This window comes from Streptomyces sp. NPDC007808 (assembly GCF_042868655.1).
Taxonomy (GTDB): Bacteria; Actinomycetota; Actinomycetes; order Streptomycetales; family Streptomycetaceae; genus Streptomyces.
This window is the reverse complement of sequence record NZ_JBIAEQ010000003.1, coordinates 193,084-211,747: the sequence shown is the minus strand read 5'-3', so window position 1 is coordinate 211,747 and position 18,664 is coordinate 193,084. Positions and strand designations below refer to the sequence as shown.

Sequence of the window (18,664 nt, the reverse complement as noted above, 5' to 3'; positions counted from 1 at the left end):
GGCGGGTACTACTGTTCTTACACCGCTCGCGCCTCACAGGTTCCCGATCCATGAACCTTCAATCGAGGCCCCGCCTTCCCGACTGGTTTCGACCCGGCCCTCGGGTTCGGCCCGGTCCCTGGGTTCGGCTCGGCCCCCGGGTTCGGCCCGGTCGCTGGGTTCGGCTCGGTCCCCGGGTTCGGCCCGGTCCCCGGGTTCGGCCTTCCACCGCTGCCGGCTCGCCCGGCCGGCTCCGGATTCGTGCGGCTTCGACGTCAGTCCCAGGAGCCCTGCCCCCGGGGCAGCTCCGCCACCTCGGCCAGGTCCTTTGCCGTCAGCCGTATCCCCGCGGCCGAGGCGTTCTCCGAGACATGGCGTTCCTGCTTCGTGCCGGGCACCACGACCACGTGCCGCCCCTGTGCCAGCACCCAGGCCAGCGCCACCTGCGCCGGAGTGACCCCGCCCCCGTGCCGGGCCGCGATCCGGCGCAGGCCCACGACGATCGGCTGGTTCGCCGCCATCATCTCGGCGGTGAAGCGCGGATGCCGGGCACGCACGTCGTCCGGTTCGAACCCCTGCCCCGGCTTCAGGGTGCCCGTCAGGAAGCCGTTGCCCAGGGGCATCGCCGCCAGGAATCCCACCCCGCGCGCCGCGCACCAGGGCAGCAGCGTCTCCAGCGCCTCCGGCGACCACACCGACAACTCGGCCTGCACGGCGCTGACCGGGAAGACCTGCTGCACGCGCTGCAGTTGGCGGATCGTCGCGTCGTGCAGGCGGGTTCCGGACCGTCGGCCGGCTCGCGCGCCCACCGCGCACAACCCCAACGCCCGTACTTTTCCGGCCTGGACGAGTTCCGCCATCGCGCCCCACGTCTCCTCGACCGGGACCTCGGGGTCCGCACGGTGCAACTGGTAGAGGTCGATCACGTCCGTCTGCAAGCGGCGCAGCGAGGCGTCGCAGGCCCGCTTCACATAGCCGGGACGGCCGTTGGCCACGATGTGCTGCTCGCCCACCAGCAGACCGACCTTGGTCGACACGAACGCGTCCTGGCGGCGTTCCTTCAACACCCGCCCCACCAAAAGCTCGTTGGTGAACGGCCCGTACATGTCGGCCGTGTCCAGCAGCGTCGAGCCCACGTCGAGCGCCCGGTGCACGGCCCTGACCGACTCCTCGCCGCGCTGCCGCGACGAGCTGTAGGCCCAGCTCATCGGCATGCACCCGAGCCCGACGGCTCCCACCGCGAGTGCCGCCGCGCCGATCGTCCTGCGCTCCACCTGGCCGTAACCCTCCCTCTTCCGGCACCCCAACCTAACCTCTGCACTCCTGTTCGCCTGACATAGCCTCCTGGGCATGACGACCGTTGACGTGTGGCTCCCCATCCCGCCGGAACAGATCGAGGGTCTTCCCGAGGGTCCGCGCTACCGTTTCTGGGACGGCGCCGAGGACTTTCCCGCCGACCCGGCCGAGTGCGCCTTCTACGTCGTGCCGTACATGAAGCCGCCCGCCCTCGGGCAGCGTCCGCTTCCCCGGATGAGCTCGGTGGAGGTGGTGCAGACGCTCTCCGCCGGCACCGACCACGTCGAGGCGGGCCTCAAGCACCTGCGGCCGGGTGTGCAGCTGTGCAACGCGCGAGGGGTGCACGAGGCGAGCACCGCCGAACTCACCCTCACGCTCATCCTCGCCTCGCTGCGCGGCGTCCCCGACTTCGTGCGGGCGCAGGACAGGGGGGAGTGGCTCGGCGGATTCCGTCCCGCGCTGGCGGACAAGAGCGTCCTCATCGTGGGATACGGCGCCATCGGCGCCGCGATCGAGGACAGGCTCGCGCCCTTCGAGCTGGCGCGGGTGGCGCGCGTCGCGCGCTCTGAGCGCACCACGGCGCGCGGACTTGTGCATCCGCTCACCGAACTGCCCGCTCTGCTCCCGGAAGCGGACGTCGTCATCCTGTCCACGCCCCTGACGGACACCACCCGCCACCTGGTGAACGCCGACTTCCTCGCCCGTATGAAGGACGGCGCGCTGCTGGTCAACGTCGCCCGTGGAGCCGTGGTCGACACCAAGGCGCTGCTCACCGAGTTGGAGACCGGGCGCGTCACCGCCGCCCTGGACGTCACCGACCCCGAGCCGCTGCCCCGGGAGCACCCCCTGTGGCATGCGCCGGGTGTGCTGATCAGCCCTCATGTGGGCGGTCCGACATCGGCGTTCCTGCCGCGCGCCGAGCGGTTGCTGGTGGACCAGTTGAGTCGTTATGTGAACCGGGAGCCGCTGCGGAACGTGATCCTCACGACGGGCGAGACAAGCGTGTGACGCTCATCGGCTGAGAGGCGCGCGCGGGTCCCGCTCGCCGCGCGCACCGTGCCCGTCATCCGATTCGAGTACCCTCCGCAATCCCACGGAAGCGGTCCGTACTCGCATATGCGCTGGTCGTCACGGAGCGTAGAGGCGCTATGTCCCTGAGTGACGAGACTGGTGTATCGTCCCGACAGGGGATGCGCCGCTCACAGTTCGGCGCCGGGGATGGACAGTTCAGATGTGTGAGGGGGGCGACGGGCGATGCACGGCCTATGGACGAGCGATCCGACGCGGCGGGGCCGCCGCCGGCGACCCTGGGGTACGGCTGCGCGCGGGCGTGGCCGGCACGGCGGCCACGGCTGCCGCCACAGCCATCTCCACCGCAGGCACAGCACGCGCAGGCGGCATGCGCAGCCCACGCACCCGGACGCCCGGGAGCCGGGAGCGGCGCGGACCGGGAGGGCCCGGTGAACTCGCCGCCGCCTCCCACGGCCACCCTCGACTCGACGCGGCGGGCGAAGCCCTCGCAGCCGACGACGCCGCCCCGCCTGTCGTCCTCGGGCAGCGGCTCGGGAGTCGTCCCCCAGCTCGTTCTGGCCCTGGTGTGCGCGGCGTACGCCGTCGGTTCCGCGCTCGGCTGGGGTTCGGACCAAGTCGCGCTCATCATGGGCGACTTCGGGCTGGCCGCCGCGGCCGCCGCCGCCTCGGTGTCCTGCTTCCGCTACGCCCGTAGCCGCCGTATCCGCTTTCGGCCCGCCTGGCTGCTGTTCGCGCTCTCCTCGGCGATGGCAGCCCTCGGCAACCTGGTCTGGGGGTGGTACGAGGTCGTTCTGGAGCGGCCCGTGCCCAGCCCCTCCTACGCCGACGGGTTCTTCCTCTGCTTCGCTCCGCCCGCCATCGTGGGACTCCTGGTGCTCGCCAAGCGACCCGTCACGAGGGCCGGCTGGGTCTGCCTCGCACTGGACGCCTGGCTGATCGGCGGCTCGCTGCTGACACTGGCGTGGAGCCTGGCCCTCGCCCAGGCGGCCAAGATCGACTCCGGCGGCGGGGAGAGCGTGGCGCACACCGCGCTCTCGCTCGCGTACCCGCTGCTCGACATCGCCCTCGTCAGCATGGTGCTCGCGCTGCACTTCCGGCGCTCCTCGTCGAACCGCACCGCGGTCAACACCGCGATCGGCGCGCTCGCGCTGACCGTGATGTGCGACGCGCTGTTCACCTCGCCGTTGCTGCACAACAGCTACCGCTCCGGCCAGCTGCTCGACGCGGGCTGGTTCGCCGGCTCGCTGCTCCTGGCGTACGCCCCGTGGGCCGCGCCCCGGCGCGGGCAGGAGGAGGGCGACCGGCACGGCACCGGGCACACGCGCGTGGTGCACGAGCACGTCCCCGGGCAACGCACGGGGAGCCACCACCAGACCCCCGCGCCGACGGGTGATCACGGCCGGTATCCGGCCAACCGGCCGATCGCCGGGTCCCTGGCCGCGCTCACCCCGTACCTCGCCGCCGCCGTCTGCACCCTGGGGATCCTCTACAACGTCCTCAACGGTCGCAGCGTCGACCGCGTCGTGCTCATCACCGGCGGCACCGTCGTGCTCGCCCTCGTGGTGCGCCAAGGCATCATGCTGCTCGACAACATCACCCTCACCCAGGAACTGGCGCAGAAGGAGAACCACTTCCGCTCCCTGGTGCAGGGCTCCAGCGACGTCATCATGATCGCCGCCCCCAGCGGCATCCTCCGGTACGTCTCCCCGGCCGCCGCCGGGGTCTACGGCCGTCCCGCCGAGGATCTGGTGGGTACGGAACTGGCCACTCTCATCCACCCGGAGGACCTGGGCTGCGTGGTGCACGAGGTGCGCCGCTTCCTCGCCGCCAGCCCCCTGGAGGAACCCACTACACGCATCGAATGCCGCTTCCGCTCCGGCGAGGGCGGCTGGCTCAACGTCGAGTCCACCGTCAACCGTCACCACGGCGGCCTCATCTTCAACAGCCGGGACGTGACCGAGAGAGTGCGCCTGCAGGCGCAGCTCCAGCACAACGCCGAGCACGACCCGCTCACCGACCTGCCCAACCGCGCGCTGTTCACCAGGCGCGTCCAGCAGGCACTGTCCGGCCGTCGGGCCACCGACCGCGGCATCGCCCTGCGCAACACGGCCGTCCTCTTCATCGACCTCGACGGCTTCAAGGGCGTCAACGACACCATCGGGCACCAGGCCGGGGACGAACTGCTCGTCCAGGCCGCCCGCAGACTCCAGGACGCGGTCCGGCAGGGCGACACCGCGTCCCGGCTGGGCGGCGACGAGTTCGCGGCCCTGATCGTCGGGGACACCACGCGTGACCGCACCGCCCGCGAACGGCACATCCTGGAGCTCGCCGACCGCCTCAGGCTGACGCTGTCCCAGCCCTACCTCATCGACGGCAACGATGTCCGCGTCAACGCCTCCATCGGCGTCGCCTTCGCCGAGCCCGGCCTCGGCGCGGGGGAGCTGCTGCGCAACGCCGACCTGGCCATGTACCGCGCCAAGGCCGGCGGCAAGGGCCGCGTCGAGCTGTACAAGCCGCAGATGCAGCAGGACGTCGTACGCAAGGCGGAGCTGGCCACGCGGCTGCGTGCCGCGCTGCACGACGGCGAGTTCGCGCTGCTGCACCAGCCGGTGGTGTGCCTGGAGGACGGCCGGATCGCCTCGGTCGCCGCCCAGGCCCGGTGGCGTTCGTCGCAGGGCGTGCTGTTCACGCCCGCCGAGTTCCTGCGGGTGGCCGAGGACAGCGACAAGACCGCCGAGCTGGGGCGCTGGATGCTGGAGGAGGCCGTCGAGCAGGCCGCCGAGCGCACCGCGACCGGGCTCGCCGTCCCCATCACCGTCCGCATGGGCGCGAGGCGGCTGCTGGACCGGTCGATGGCGCGCGGCTCGATCGAGTCGCTGCTGACCCGGCACGGGCTGCCGTCCGGGTCGCTGATCATCGAGCTGTCCGACCTCGACCCCCGGGTCTCCCTGGACGAGCTGGAGCGCCGTCTGAGCGGCCTGCGCAGAATCGGCGTCCGGGTCGCCCTGGACGGCTTCGGCAGCGGTTACGCGGCGATCACGGCCCTGCGCAGGCTTCCCGTGGACGTACTCAAACTCGAGCGCGGTCTGGTCGAGGGAGTGGTCGAGTCGGCGCGGCTGCACAAGATCACCAGCGGGCTGCTGCGGATCGCCGGCGACCTCGGGCTGCAGTCCGTGGCCGACGGCGTGGACCTGCCGGAGCAGGTCGTCGCCCTGCGCGCGATGGGCTGCACCCATGGGCAGGGCATGGCGTTCTCCGGGCCGCTGGACGAGTACCGGCTGCGCCGGGCGCTCGGTTCCGGCCACTATCCGGTGCCGCACGGTCCGGTGGAGCCCGCTTTCGCGGGCGGTGTGCCGGAGCCCATGGACCGGGGTACGGGGGTGTACACGAGCGGTGTGCCCGTCGTACTCGGAGGCGGCAGCGCCCTCCGCTCACATAATGAGACTCCCGTCCCACCCACTTGACAGTGGGTGTGCGCCGGGGGGAGGGTCTGTGCCATGCGCACCCGAATTCTCGTACTTGGAAAGCGCGTCGGCTGAAGCTGGTGGCGTCCGGGCAGAACCGGAACTCCCAGCTTCCACACCCGGCGCGCTCCCCTCGCTTGCCTTATGGCACGAGGGGTTTTTTGTTGCACAGGCGCCACTCGTGCAGCATCGAAACTCCGCCCAAACCTCGCAAAAACCCTCAGCATCGAGAAGAGAATGCCGATGACCGAGCAGGCCACCGGGGCCCATCACCCGCAGCCGCGGCCCCGATCCGGAGGACAGCAGTCCGCCCCCGAGCACGTCACGGGTGCGCAGTCCCTCATCCGTTCGCTCGAGGAGGTCGGCGCCGACACGGTATTCGGCATTCCCGGGGGTGCGATCCTTCCGGCGTACGACCCGCTGATGGACTCCACCAGGGTGCGCCACGTGCTGGTCCGGCACGAGCAGGGCGCCGGTCACGCCGCCACCGGCTACGCGCAGGCCACCGGCAAGGTGGGAGTCTGCATGGCGACCTCGGGGCCGGGCGCGACCAACCTGGTCACCCCGATCGCCGACGCCCACATGGACTCGGTGCCGCTCGTGGCGATCACCGGCCAGGTCTCCTCCAAGGCGATCGGCACGGACGCCTTCCAGGAGGCGGACATCGTCGGCATCACGATGCCGATCACCAAGCACAACTTCCTGGTCACCAAGGCCGAGGACATCCCGCGGGTGATCGCGCAGGCGTTCCACATCGCGGCCACCGGCCGGCCCGGCCCGGTGCTGGTGGACATCTCCAAGGACGCCCTGCAGGCGAAGACCACCTTCTCCTGGCCGCCCACCATGGACCTGCCCGGCTACCGGCCCGTCACCAAGCCGCACGCCAAGCAGATCCGCGAGGCCGCCAAACTGATCACGGGCGCCAGGCGCCCCGTCCTCTACGTCGGCGGCGGCGTCATCAAGGCCGGTGCCACCGCCGAGCTGAAGGTCCTCGCCGAACTCACCGGAGCGCCCGTCACCACCACCCTGATGGCGCTCGGCGCATTCCCCGACAGCCACCCGCTGCACGTGGGAATGCCGGGCATGCACGGTGCGGTCACCGCCGTCACCGCGCTGCAGAAGGCCGACCTGATCGTCGCCCTCGGAGCCCGCTTCGACGACCGCGTCACCGGCAAGCTGGACAGCTTCGCCCCGTACGCCAAGATCGTCCATGCCGACATCGACCCGGCCGAGATCGGCAAGAACCGGGCCGCCGACGTGCCGATCGTCGGGGATGCCCGCGAGGTCATCGCGGACCTGGTCCAGGCCGTCCAGAAGGAGCACGCCGAAGGCCACAAGGGCGACTACAGCGCCTGGTGGAAGGACCTGAGCCGCTGGCGCGACACCTACCCGCTCGGCTACGACCAGCCCGAGGACGGCTCCCTGTCCCCGCAGCAGGTCATCGAGCGCATCGGCCAACTCGCACCCGAGGGCACGATCTTCGCGGCGGGCGTCGGCCAGCACCAGATGTGGGCCGCGCACTTCATCCAGTACGAGAAGCCGGCGACCTGGCTGAACTCCGGCGGCGCCGGGACCATGGGCTACGCGGTCCCGGCCGCGATGGGCGCCAAGGCCGGAGCCCCGGACAAGCCGGTCTGGGCGATCGACGGCGACGGTTGCTTCCAGATGACCAACCAGGAGCTGACCACCTGCGCCCTGAACAACATCCCGATCAAGGTCGCCATCATCAACAACGGCGCCCTCGGGATGGTCCGCCAGTGGCAGACCCTCTTCTACAACCAGCGCTACTCCAACACCGTCCTGCACAGCGGCCCGGAGGCGGACGGCGCTGCAGCCAATGGCGGCTCCGCCGCGGGGCCCGGCGCCGGCACCCGCGTCCCCGACTTCGTGAAGCTGTCGGAGGCCATGGGCTGCTACGCGATCCGCTGCGAGTCCCTGGACGACCTCGACAAGGTCATCGAAGAGGCGAACTCCGTCAACGACCGTCCGGTCGTCGTCGACTTCATCGTCCACGAGGACGCGATGGTGTGGCCGATGGTCGCCGCCGGTACCTCCAACGACGAGATCATGGCCGCCCGTGACGTCCGCCCCGACTTCGGCGACAACGAAGACGACTGAGAGCCGTAGGTAAAGGAAGCAGACCATGTCCAAGCACACGCTCTCCGTCCTGGTGGAGAACACGCCGGGCATCCTCGCCCGGATCGCCGCCCTGTTCTCCCGTCGCGGCTTCAACATCGACTCGCTCGCGGTCGGCGTCACCGAGCACCCCGACATCTCCCGCATCACCATCGTGGTGAACGTCGAGGACCTGCCGCTGGAGCAGGTGACGAAGCAGCTGAACAAGCTCGTCAACGTGCTGAAGATCGTCGAGCTGGAGCCGGGTTCGGCCGTTCAGCGGGAACTCGTTCTGGTGAAGGTGCGCGCCGACAACGAGACGCGCTCCCAGATCGTCGAGATCGTCCAGCTGTTCCGCGCCAAGACCGTCGACGTCTCCCCGGAGGCCGTCACCATCGAGGCCACCGGCTCCAGTGACAAGCTGGAGGCCATGCTGAAGATGCTGGAGCCGTTCGGCATCAAGGAACTCGTCCAGTCCGGCACGATCGCCATCGGCCGCGGGGCGCGTTCCATCACGGACCGCTCGCTGCGCGCGCTCGACCGGTCGGCTTAGACACGCATCCGGGCGGCCGGGGGAACCGGCCGCCCGGATACCGAGACTCCGAGACCTCCCTCATCCCCGCCGTCATACGGTGGGACGCAACACCTGCACACAAGGAGAGAACCCAAAGTGGCCGAGCTGTTCTACGACGCCGACGCCGACCTGTCCATCATCCAGGGCCGCAAGGTCGCGGTCATCGGTTACGGCAGCCAGGGCCACGCCCACGCGCTGTCGCTCCGTGACTCGGGTGTCGACGTGCGTGTCGGTCTGCACGAGGGCTCCAAGTCCAAGGCGAAGGCCGAGGAGCAGGGCCTGCGCGTGGTGAGCCCGTCCGAGGCCGCCGCAGAGGCCGACGTCATCATGATCCTCGTCCCGGACCCGATCCAGGCCCAGGTCTACGAGGAGCACATCGCCCCGAACCTGAAGGACGGCGACGCGCTGTTCTTCGGTCACGGCCTGAACATCCGCTACGGCTTCATCAAGCCCCCGGCGGGCGTCGACGTCTGCATGGTCGCCCCGAAGGGCCCGGGCCACCTGGTGCGCCGCCAGTACGAGGAGGGCCGCGGCGTTCCCTGCATCGCCGCCGTCGAGCAGGACGCCACCGGCAACGGCTTCGCGCTCGCCCTGTCGTACGCGAAGGGCATCGGCGGCACCCGCGCCGGCGTCATCAAGACGACCTTCACCGAGGAGACCGAGACCGACCTGTTCGGTGAGCAGGCCGTCCTCTGCGGCGGTACGGCCGCCCTGGTCAAGGCCGGTTTCGAGACGCTGACCGAGGCCGGCTACCAGCCGGAGATCGCGTACTTCGAGTGCCTGCACGAGCTGAAGCTGATCGTGGACCTCATGTACGAGGGCGGCCTGGAGAAGATGCGCTGGTCGATCTCCGAGACCGCCGAGTGGGGCGACTACGTCACCGGCCCGCGCATCATCACCGACGCCACCAAGGCCGAGATGAAGAAGGTCCTCGCCGAGATCCAGGACGGCACCTTCGCCCGGGCCTGGATGGACGAGTACCACGGCGGTCTGAAGAAGTACAACGAGTACAAGAACGCCGACTCCGAGCACCTGCTGGAGACCACCGGCAAGGAGCTGCGCAAGCTCATGAGCTGGGTGAACGAGGAGGCGTAAGCCTCACGTCCGTGGCGGTACCCTCGACCGGGGGTACCGCCACGGGGCTTTGCCCCGGGCCCCTTGGAAAGCTCCCTTGAAAAGCCCCATACAAAATGGAGTTTCCCGTCCGGGTGATCCTTCCGCAGAGGCGTAAGACGACCTCCGCCACGGCACTACACTGCCGTACTACATACGCGTCAGGCCCACAGCGTCGTGCGTCTTCCACGCGGCAAGCCCCCTCCACCGCCTGCGGCCGTCGGGACGGCCGTCCGCATTGGACATGTGAGGACTCACGTGAGCTCGAAACCCGTCGTACTCATCGCTGAAGAGCTGTCGCCCGCCACCGTCGACGCGCTTGGCCCCGACTTCGAGATCCGCCACTGCAACGGAGCAGACCGAGCCGAACTGCTCCCGGCCATCGCCGAGGTGGACGCGATCCTGATCCGCTCCGCCACCAAGGTCGACGCCGAGGCGATCGCGGCCGCGAACAAGCTGAAGGTCGTCGCGCGCGCCGGCGTCGGCCTGGACAACGTCGACGTCTCCGCCGCCACCAAGGCCGGCGTGATGGTCGTCAACGCCCCCACCTCGAACATCGTGACCGCCGCCGAGCTGGCCTGCGGTCTCCTCGTCGCCACCGCCCGCCACATCCCGCAGGCCAACGCCGCGCTGAAGAACGGCGAGTGGAAGCGCAGCAAGTACACGGGCGTCGAGCTCGCCGAGAAGACCCTCGGTGTCGTGGGTCTGGGCCGCATCGGGGCGCTGGTCGCCCAGCGCATGTCCGGCTTCGGCATGAAGGTCGTCGCCTACGACCCCTACATCCAGCCCGCGCGCGCCGCGCAGATGGGTGTCAAGGTGCTGTCGCTGGACGAGCTGCTCGAGGTCTCCGACTTCATCACCGTCCACCTGCCCAAGACCCCCGAGACCGTCGGCCTCATCGGCGACGAGGCGCTGCGCAAGGTCAAGCCGAGCGTGCGCATCGTCAACGCCGCGCGCGGCGGGATCGTCGACGAGGAGGCGCTGTACTCCGCCCTCAAGGAGGGCCGGGTCGCCGGTGCCGGTCTCGACGTGTACGCGAAGGAGCCCTGCACGGACTCCCCGCTGTTCGAGTTCGACCAGGTCGTCGCCACCCCGCACCTCGGTGCCTCCACCGACGAGGCGCAGGAGAAGGCCGGTATCGCGGTCGCCCGCTCGGTGCGCCTCGCCCTCGCCGGTGAGCTGGTCCCGGACGCGGTCAACGTCCAGGGCGGTGTCATCGCCGAGGACGTCAAGCCGGGTCTGCCGCTCGCCGAGCGCCTGGGCCGTATCTTCACGGCGCTCGCCGGTGAGGTCGCGGTCCGCCTGGACGTCGAGGTGTACGGCGAGATCACCCAGCACGATGTGAAGGTGCTGGAGCTCAGCGCCCTCAAGGGGGTCTTCGAGGACGTCGTCGACGAGACGGTGTCGTACGTCAACGCCCCGCTGTTCGCGCAGGAGCGTGGTGTCGAGGTGCGGCTGACCACCAGCTCGGAGTCGGCCGACCACCGCAATGTCGTCACCGTGCGCGGCACGCTCGCCGGCGGCGAGGAGGTGTCGGTGTCCGGCACGCTGGCCGGTCCCAAGCACCTGCAGAAGATCGTCGCGGTCGGCGACTACGACGTGGACCTCGCGCTCGCCGACCACATGGTCGTCCTGAAGTACGAGGACCGTCCGGGTGTCGTCGGCACCGTCGGCCGTATCGTCGGTGAGGCGGGCATCAACATCGCCGGCATGCAGGTCGCCCGTGCGGCGGCCGGCGGCGAGGCGCTGGCCGTGCTGACCGTCGACGACACGGTGCCGGCGGGTGTGCTCGCCGAGGTCGCCGCGGAGATCGGAGCGACGTCGGCTCGCGCGGTGAACCTCGCCTGACGTAGCACCCCGAACGCCGGACGGGCTGATCGACCAGCCCGTCCGGCGTTCTGCGTGCCCGGCTCAGACGCCGGTCTTCTCCGGTGCGCGGCGTTCCGTCGCCGTCCAGGCGGGCTCCCGCCGCAGCGTGACCACCGCGAGCGCCGCGGCTCCGGTCAGTACGGCCACGCCCGCGAGGGCCGCCGCGTGCATCCCGCTGGTGAACGCCTCCCGTGCGGCCGTCGCCAGCCCCGGGACCCGATCGGCGACCGCCAGCGCCCCGCCCAGGGTCTCGCGGGCCGCGTCCGGGGCCGAGCCCGGCATCTCGTGGCGGTAGACGGCCATACCGATCGAACCGAGGAACGCCATGCTCAGCGCGCCGCCGAACTCGGTGCCGGTCTCCAGCAGGGACGAAGCGGCGCCCGCCTTCTCCATCGGAGCGGCGCTCAGGGCCAGGTCCGCCAGCTGGGCGGTGGCGACGACGACCCCGCAGGCGAGGACGGCACAGGCGGTCAGCAGCAGCCAGAGCGAGTCGGTGCCGGTCAGGGCCAGCAGCACATAGCCGCACGCGGTGAGCGCGAAGCCGCCGGCGACGACGTAGGCCCGAGGGACGCCTCGCTGCACGAGCTGAGCGCCGACGGGGGCAGCGACCGCGATGGGCAGCGACGGCAGCAGGCACCACAGCGCGGCCTCCAGAGGGCTGTTGTCCAGGACCGACTGGATGTACTGGGTGGTGAAGTACGCCGAGCCCATCATGCCGAAGGCGGCGACCAGGTTGAGGGCGACGGCCGGGCTGAAACCGCGTCCTCGGAAGAGTTCCGGCGAGATCAGGGGTGAGGCCGCCGTGCGCTGACGGTGGACGAACAGCGCGGCGAAGAGCAGGCCGGTCGTCACCGACATCACGTAGCGCACGTTCCAGCCCTCGGCGGCGATCTCCTTCAGGCCGTAGACCACGGGCAGCACGGCCGCCATCGACAGGGGGACGCTCAGCCAGTCGAAGCGTCCGGGACTCGGGTTCCTCGACTCCGGCAGCAGGACGGGGCCCAGGACCAGGAGCAGCAGCATCGCCGGGAGATTGACCAGGAAGACCGAGCCCCACCAGAAGTGCTCGACGAGCAGCCCGCTCATCACCGAGCCGAGGGCGATGCCGGCCGTCATCACCCCGGACCACAGGCCGATCGCGGTCGCGCGCTGCCTCGGGTCGGTGAACATCGTGCGGACGAGCGCCATGGTCGAGGGCATCAGGGTCGCGCCGCCGATGCCGAGGACCGCCCGCGCCGCGATCAGGGTCTCGGCGCTGTTCGCGTACGCCGCCACCAGTGAGGCGGTTCCGAAGGCGGCGGCGCCCGTCAGCAGGAGACGTCGGCGGCCGACGCGGTCGCCGAGCGAGCCCATCGTCATGAGCAGGCCGGCCAGCACGAAGCCGTAGATGTCGAAGATCCACAGCTGCTGGGTGCCGCTCGGCTCCAGGTCGGCGCTGATCGCCGGGACCGCGAAGTAGAGGACCGAGACGTCCATGGAGACCAGCAGCAGCGGGAGCATCAGCACGCCGAGGGCGGTCCATTCGCGGCGACCGGCGCGGGTGCCGGGGGAAGGGCTCGTCGAGTTCGTCATGGCGGCGACTGTACGGGCGTATTATACGCTTGTCTAGGACGCGCGTATAAGTCATGCGTATAGGACGGTTGTATGGACCGAAGGTAGGGTGGCCCGCATGGGACACCGTGAGGATCTGCTCGAAGGCGCCAAGCGCTGCCTGCTGGCGAAGGGTTTCGTGCGCACGACCGCGCGCGACATCGTCAAGGAGTCGGGGACCAACCTGGCGTCGATCGGCTACCACTACGGCTCGAAGGACGCGCTGCTCGCGCAGGCCTACGTCGAGATGGTGGAGGGCATGTCCGACGCCTTCGAGGGCGGCGAGATCCGTGGAGAGCCGGGGTCGGTCGAGCGGTTCGCCGAGGTGTGGGCGAACATCATCGGCACCATGCGGGAGCCCGGTTCGCTGTGGCGGCTCAGCCTGGAGGTCGTGGTCATGGGCGACCAGGTGCCCGAGGTGCGCGAGCATCTGGCGCGGGCCCAGCGGGAGGGGGCGCGCGGCATCGTCGCGATCTTCCAGGGGAGCCGCGAGGAGGACGTGCCGGAGGAGACCGTCGACACCCTCGGCTACTTCTATCTGACCCTGATGATGGGCCTCATGGCGCAGTGGACCTTCGACCCGAAGACCGCCCCGGAGGCCGACCAGCTGGCCGAGGGCCTCCGGCAGGTGATCGAGGCCGCTACCCGCAGGTGACGCGACCCTCGCGCATCTCGATCGCCCGGTCCGCGAAATGCCGTACGACCGCCCGGTCGTGGCAGATGAACAGGTAGCCCAGGCCGAGGTCGTCCCGCAGGTCGGCGAGCAGGTTCAGGACACCGGCGCGCACGGAGGGGTCGAGGGCCGACACCGGCTCGTCCAGGACCAGCAGCCGGGGCTCGGAGGCCAACGCCCGGGCGATTCCGGCGCGTTGGCACTGGCCGCCGGACAGCTCGTGCGGACGGCGTTCCCCGTACGACGGGTCGAGTCCGACCCGGTCCAGGAGTTCGGCGACTCGGGCGGGGCCGTCGGCGGCGGTCCAGCGCCCGTGCATCTTCAGCGGTTCCGCCACGGCGTCGCGAATGCGGTGGCGGGGGCTCAGCGAACCGTACGGGTCCTGGAAGACGGGCTGCATACGCGGGCGCAGCGGGCGCAGCTCGCGCTCGCTGAGGGACGTCAGCTCCCGTCCCTCGAAACGGACTTCACCGGCGTCCGGGCGGCGCAGCTGGAGCACCGCGAGGGCGGTCGAGGACTTGCCGCAGCCGGAGGGGCCGTTGAGGGCGAGGGTCTCGCCGGCGGCCAGGGTGAACGAGACCTGGTCGACGGCGGTGACGCCGCCGTAGCGGACCACGAGGTCATGGACTTCGAGCAGGGCGTCGCTCATGCGGGCTTCCGCTCCTCTCCGAGATCCTGGAACAACTCGGTCGCCGGGTAGGGGAGTTGTGCCCGGCGGTCGCAGGCCACCAGGCGTCCCTCCACCTGGTGCGGCTCGGGCTCCGCCGCACGGCAGGCGTCCGCCGCGAGCGGGCACCGCGGGGCGAAGGCGCAGCCCGCCGGGAGCGCGGCCGGGGAGGGCGGGGTGCCGCGCAGGGCGGGGAGCCGGCGGCCGGGCGGCGCGTGCTGGGGGAGGGAGGACAGCAGGCCCGCGGTGTACGGGGCGCGGGGCCGGCCCAGCACCTCGGGCGCCGGACCGAGTTCGGTCAGACGGCCGGCGTACATGACCAGCACGCGGTCCGCGTGCTCGGCCACGACGTCCATGTCATGTGTGACCAGGACCAACGCGGCCCCGACGGCCTCCCGCTGCTCGGCGAGCACCCGCAGCACCTGGTCGCGGTGCTCCTCGTCCAGCGCGGTGGTGGGCTCGTCGGCGACGACGACATCGGGCTCGTTGATCGTCGCCATGGCGATGACGGCGCGCTGCCGCATACCGCCGGAGTACTCGTGCGGGTACGCCCGCGCCTTGCGGGCGGCGTCCGGGATGCCCACCCGGTCCAGTGCGGCCACCGCCCGGGACCGTGCCTCCTTGCGGGAGACACCGGTCACCGACCGCACGGCGGCGGCGAGTTGGTCCCCCACCGGGTGCACGGGGGAGAGGGCGGACAGGGCGTCCTGCGGGACGAGGGAGATCCGGCGGCCGCGATGGGCCGCGAGGTCCGGCCGAATCGTCCCGCTCGCCGTCGCGCCCCGGGGCAGCATCCCCAGCAGCGCCCGGGCCGTGAGGGACTTGCCCGCGCCCGACTCCCCGACGATCGCCAGGACTTCGCGCGGCAGGACGTCGAAGGAGAGACCGCGCACGGCCTCGACCCCGTCGAAGGCGATGCGCAGCGCGCGCACCGACAGCAGTGCCTCGGGGCGGCTCTCAGGCAGCAACGGGGTTCTCCTTCCGTGTGGTGGCGGATGCGCCACCTGCAACGCGTGCGCCTCCACGCCGGTGCCGCGAGCGGCCGTCGCCGCGTGGCCGCCGCCCCTGCGCGGCCGCCGCCCCCGACACCGCCAGCCCGGCCAGCAGGGCCAGCGCGACGGCCGGGGCGAGGGCCGCCCAGGGGGCGCGCTCGACGTAGGCGCGGGACTCGTCGAGCAGCAGGCCCCACTCGGGCGTGGGCGGCTGCGAGCCGAGCCCGAGGAAGCCCAGGGAGGCCAGGGCGAGGGCGATGCCGGGCAGGCGCAGCAGGGCGTGACGGGCGACGGGGGCGGCCACGGACGGCAGGACGTGCCGGGTGAGGATCCACCACGGGGTGGCGCCCATGGCCCGTTGGGCGGTCAGGAACGACGACGCCCGCACCTCCTGCACCAAGGCCGCCGCGTGGGCGGACAGCGCCGGCCAGGAGATCAGGGCCACGGCGAGGGCCGCGCCCGCGGTACCGGGACCGGCCGCCGCCGCCGCGACCAGGATGCCGACGATCACCGGCGGCAGGGCGTTGGCGATGTCCGCCGCGCCCGCCGCGACGCCGGGCAGGAAACCCAGCGCGAGGGCGACCAGCAGGCTCAGGGCGCAGATCGCGGCGGCCGTGCCGACCGTCGAGGCGGCACCGTGACCGAGCCGGGCGAGTACGTCGCGGCCGAGGGCGTCGGTGCCGAGCGGGTGTGCCCAGGAGGGGGTGGCGAGACGGTCGGCCGTCGTCACCGTGTACGGGTCGCGCAGCAGGCCCCAGCCGATGGTCACGGCGAGGACCGCGAACAGCGTCACCGGAATCGCCGCGTGGGCGCGGACCGGGCGGGCCGGGGGCAGCGTCAGACCGGCGTCACGCAGCGCGGGCCCCAGCAGCCGGCGCCGTGCGAGTGTCGCCGACGCGCCCGCGACGAGACCGAGCAGCAGCAGGGCCAGGACCGAACCCTGGAGCAGCGGAAGGTCCTGCGACTTGGCCGCGCCCAGAGCCGTACGGCCGATGCCCGGCACCGCGAACACCACCTCCACGGCGACCGCGCCGCCGGTCAGGCCGACGGCGACCATCCCGAACTGCGGGACCAGCGGCGGCAGTACGCGCCGCAGCGCGGCACCCGCGATCCGGGCCCGGCTCACCCCGGCGCCCCGCCACAGCTCCCCCCAGCGCTCGTCGAGGACGGCGGGCAGCGCGTCCGCGACGAGCCGGCCGAGCAGACCGCCGGCCGGAACGCCGAGCGCGAGGGCGGGCAGCACCAGGTACTCCGGGCCGGCCCAGCCGGCCGTCGGCAGCCATCCCAGCCACACACCGCACACCAGCAGCGCGACGGTGGCCAGCAGGAACTCGGGTACGGCGGCCAGCATGGCGGCGAACGCCCCGGCCGACCCGCGCCCCCGAACCAGCACCGGCGCCACCAGCAGCGCGGCCAGCACGACCGCCGTGGCGAGCGCCGCGCCCATCAGCCCCAGTGACACCTGCAGACCGGCGACCACGGACGGCAGGACGTCGGCACCGGAAACCCAGGAGGTGCCGAGGTCGCCGCGCAGCAGGCCCGCGGCCCAGTTCCCCAGCAGGGAGAGGGGGCCGGCGCCCAGGCCGAGGTCCTCGCGCATGGCGGACAGCGTCTCCTCGGTCGGCTCCTGCTCGGCGGACCGGGCGCGCAGCACGGTGAGCGCGGGGTCGTTCCGCGAGAGCCAGGGCAGCAGGCCGACGGCGCCGAGGACGGCGACGAGACAGAGGAAGCGGGTCAGCCCGGCGGAGCTGACCGGCTGCTTCGCGGCGGACTTCACTTGACGTACGTGTCGACGGTGACGAGTTCCCGCTCGCGCGGGTCGTGGGCAGCGTCGACGACACCGGTCGCGTCGCCCTGGATCACGCGCTCGTGGAGCATGGGCACCGCCGCGTCCGCGGCGAGGACGGCGGCCTCGGCCGCGATGATCGCCTTGCGGCGGGCGTCGCCGGCTTCGGTGTCCGAGGCCTTCTCCAGGGCCCTGTCGACCTCAGGGACGGACAGCTGCGAGAGGTTGAAGCCACCGGAGGAGGCGAAGTCGCTGTAGAGGTACGCGGCCGGGTCGCCGGAGTCCAGGACGGTGGCACGGGAGAGGATGAACGCGTCGAAGCGGCCGGCGAGCGCGTCGGCCTCGATGTTGGCGTACTCGCGGATGTCCAGCTTCACCTTGAATCCGGCCTGCTGCAGCTGCTGCTGCAAGGTGGCGGCCACCTCGGGCAGCTCGGCACGGTCGGTGAAGGTGCCGATGGTGATCCGCCTGCCGTTCGGCTCGCCCGCCTCGGCGTGCTCGACGGGCGAGCGCAGCTCGGCGGCCCAGGGGAGGGCGGGGCCGAGCAGGCCCTCGGCGACGTCGGCGCGGCCCTCGTACACTCCCTCGACGATCGACTCGGCGTCGATGGCCTCACGGGCGGCGGCCCGCAGCGAGGCGTCCTTGAAGACGCCCTTCTCGGTGTTGAAGTAGAGGGTGTTGGTGCGCGGCATGGGGACCTCGGTGATCAGGTCCTGGTCCAGCACCGCGGCCTGCGACACCGGTATTGCCTCGACGATGTCGGCCTCACCGGTGCGCAGGGCGGCGGCGCGGGCGGTGCCGTCCGGCACGAACTTCACGTCGATGCCCGGGGCCTTGGCCTTCTTGCCCCAGTAGGCGTCGTAGCGGTCGAGGGAGGCGGCGGCGGTGCCCTCGACCTTCGTCAGCTCGAAGGGGCCGGTACCGGCGCCGACCGGGTCGACCGTCTTTCCCTTGTAGGCCTTCGCCGCCAGGATCGACAGCTGCGGGGAGCTCAGCCGCTGCGGGACCAGGGGGTCCTCGGTGGCGGTCGTGACGACGACCTTGTCGCCGTCGGCCTTCGCGGTCAGCTCCACCCCGTCGAGGATGCGGGGCTTGGGGGCGGCGGTGGCGGCCTCGGTGAGCGAGTTCACGACCGCCTCGGCGGTGAGCCTCGTGCCGTCGTGGAAGGTGACGCCGTCGCGTATCTCGAAGGTCCATGCACGACCGGACCGTTGCCACTCGGTGGCGAGCGCGGGCACGGCATCGCCGTCCTCGTCGAGTTTCACCAGGGTCTCGGCGGTCGACCACCGCGACAGTTTGAACGCGTCGTCGGAGAGCGGGGACAGCCCCGAGCGCGGGGGCAGCATCATCGCCACGCGGACCCGCTTGCCTTCGCCGCCGCCGGACGCACCGGAGTCCGTTGCCGCGAAGCAGCCGGTGAGCAGGGGGAAGGCCGCGGCGGCCGCAGTGAGGGGCAGGAGACGGTGGGGGAGGCGCACGGGGACACTCCGGTAAAGGCGTGGTCAATAGTTGAA

13 protein-coding genes are annotated in these 18,664 nt (G+C 71.6%); 7 read left to right on the top strand and 6 right to left on the bottom strand.

Annotation, left to right across the window (positions count from 1 at the left end; all coding sequences use genetic code 11):
- Positions 1 to 254 precede the first annotated feature (254 nt).
- Positions 255 to 1,253 carry an aldo/keto reductase gene (locus ACFYNL_RS12715; RefSeq protein WP_388801111.1) on the bottom strand — a complete coding sequence of 333 codons (999 nt, stop codon included), beginning with the start codon at positions 1,251 to 1,253 and terminating at the stop codon, positions 255 to 257.
- A 76-nt stretch (positions 1,254 to 1,329) separates the two neighbouring features.
- On the opposite strand from ACFYNL_RS12715, the gene ACFYNL_RS12710 reads away from it, so the two are divergent.
- The 6 genes from ACFYNL_RS12710 (at position 1,330) to serA (ending at position 11,421) form a co-directional block, all read left to right on the top strand.
- Positions 1,330 to 2,283: a 2-hydroxyacid dehydrogenase gene (locus ACFYNL_RS12710; protein WP_388801109.1), complete on the top strand. Its 954-nt coding sequence runs from the start codon at positions 1,330 to 1,332 to the stop codon at positions 2,281 to 2,283.
- A 452-nt stretch (positions 2,284 to 2,735) separates the two neighbouring features.
- Positions 2,736 to 5,771 (top strand): putative bifunctional diguanylate cyclase/phosphodiesterase, encoded by a 3,036-nt coding sequence (locus tag ACFYNL_RS12705; RefSeq protein WP_388801107.1) that lies wholly within the window; start codon positions 2,736 to 2,738, stop codon positions 5,769 to 5,771.
- Between the two features lie 237 nt (positions 5,772 to 6,008).
- Positions 6,009 to 7,889, top strand: a complete 1,881-nt coding sequence (locus ACFYNL_RS12700; RefSeq protein ID WP_388801105.1) for an acetolactate synthase large subunit — start codon at positions 6,009 to 6,011, stop codon at positions 7,887 to 7,889.
- A 25-nt stretch (positions 7,890 to 7,914) separates the two neighbouring features.
- Positions 7,915 to 8,439 (top strand): acetolactate synthase small subunit, encoded by a 525-nt coding sequence (ilvN, locus tag ACFYNL_RS12695; RefSeq protein WP_003997672.1) that lies wholly within the window; start codon positions 7,915 to 7,917, stop codon positions 8,437 to 8,439.
- 117 nt (positions 8,440 to 8,556) lie between these two features.
- Entirely contained in the window at positions 8,557 to 9,555 is a 999-nt protein-coding gene (gene ilvC, locus ACFYNL_RS12690; protein ID WP_388801102.1) for a ketol-acid reductoisomerase, read from the top strand.
- Between the two features lie 276 nt (positions 9,556 to 9,831).
- Positions 9,832 to 11,421, top strand: a complete 1,590-nt coding sequence (serA, locus tag ACFYNL_RS12685; protein ID WP_388801099.1) for a phosphoglycerate dehydrogenase — start codon at positions 9,832 to 9,834, stop codon at positions 11,419 to 11,421.
- Positions 11,422 to 11,484: 63 nt separating this feature from the next.
- Here serA and ACFYNL_RS12680 read toward each other — a convergent pair whose 3' ends face one another.
- On the bottom strand, positions 11,485 to 13,014 hold the full coding sequence (locus tag ACFYNL_RS12680; RefSeq protein ID WP_388801097.1) for an MFS transporter: 1,530 nt from the start codon (positions 13,012 to 13,014) through the stop codon (positions 11,485 to 11,487).
- A 97-nt stretch (positions 13,015 to 13,111) separates the two neighbouring features.
- Here ACFYNL_RS12680 and ACFYNL_RS12675 point away from each other — a divergent pair, with 97 nt between their 5' ends.
- The gene (locus ACFYNL_RS12675) at positions 13,112 to 13,687 is read left to right on the top strand and encodes a TetR/AcrR family transcriptional regulator (protein ID WP_388801094.1); all 576 of its coding nucleotides are present in this window, start codon (positions 13,112 to 13,114) and stop codon (positions 13,685 to 13,687) included.
- Here the strand turns inward: ACFYNL_RS12675 and ACFYNL_RS12670 are convergent.
- Genes ACFYNL_RS12670 through ACFYNL_RS12655 form a run of 4 tightly spaced genes read right to left on the bottom strand, consistent with a single transcriptional unit; the run spans position 13,674 to position 18,628 of the window.
- Complete coding sequence (locus ACFYNL_RS12670) at positions 13,674 to 14,354, bottom strand: ATP-binding cassette domain-containing protein (RefSeq protein ID WP_388801091.1); 681 nt, start codon at positions 14,352 to 14,354, stop codon at positions 13,674 to 13,676. The two genes, ACFYNL_RS12675 and ACFYNL_RS12670, sit on opposite strands and share 14 nt — an antisense overlap.
- Positions 14,351 to 15,340, bottom strand: a complete 990-nt coding sequence (locus ACFYNL_RS12665) for an ABC transporter ATP-binding protein (RefSeq protein ID WP_388801089.1) — start codon at positions 15,338 to 15,340, stop codon at positions 14,351 to 14,353. Before ACFYNL_RS12665 ends, ACFYNL_RS12670 begins: the two co-directional genes overlap by 4 nt.
- Positions 15,330 to 17,141, bottom strand: a complete 1,812-nt coding sequence (locus ACFYNL_RS12660; protein WP_388801086.1) for an ABC transporter permease subunit — start codon at positions 17,139 to 17,141, stop codon at positions 15,330 to 15,332. The genes ACFYNL_RS12665 and ACFYNL_RS12660 overlap by 11 nt, the downstream gene beginning before the upstream one ends.
- On the bottom strand, positions 17,138 to 18,628 hold the full coding sequence (locus tag ACFYNL_RS12655) for an ABC transporter substrate-binding protein (RefSeq protein WP_388801083.1): 1,491 nt from the start codon (positions 18,626 to 18,628) through the stop codon (positions 17,138 to 17,140). Before ACFYNL_RS12655 ends, ACFYNL_RS12660 begins: the two co-directional genes overlap by 4 nt.
- Positions 18,629 to 18,664: the final 36 nt, after the last annotated feature.

Bases quoted from the DNA above. Each gene is read 5' to 3' on its own strand.
- ACFYNL_RS12710 (WP_388801109.1), top strand. From the start codon at position 1,330: ATGACGACCGTTGACGTGTGGCTCCCCATCCCGCCGGAACAGATCGAG.
- ACFYNL_RS12700 (WP_388801105.1), top strand. From the start codon at position 6,009: ATGCCGATGACCGAGCAGGCCACCGGGGCCCATCACCCGCAGCCGCGG.
- ilvN (WP_003997672.1), top strand. From the start codon at position 7,915: ATGTCCAAGCACACGCTCTCCGTCCTGGTGGAGAACACGCCGGGCATC.
- ACFYNL_RS12680 (WP_388801097.1), bottom strand. From the start codon at position 13,014: ATGACGAACTCGACGAGCCCTTCCCCCGGCACCCGCGCCGGTCGCCGC.
- ACFYNL_RS12675 (WP_388801094.1), top strand. From the start codon at position 13,112: ATGGGACACCGTGAGGATCTGCTCGAAGGCGCCAAGCGCTGCCTGCTG.
- ACFYNL_RS12670 (WP_388801091.1), bottom strand. From the start codon at position 14,354: ATGAGCGACGCCCTGCTCGAAGTCCATGACCTCGTGGTCCGCTACGGC.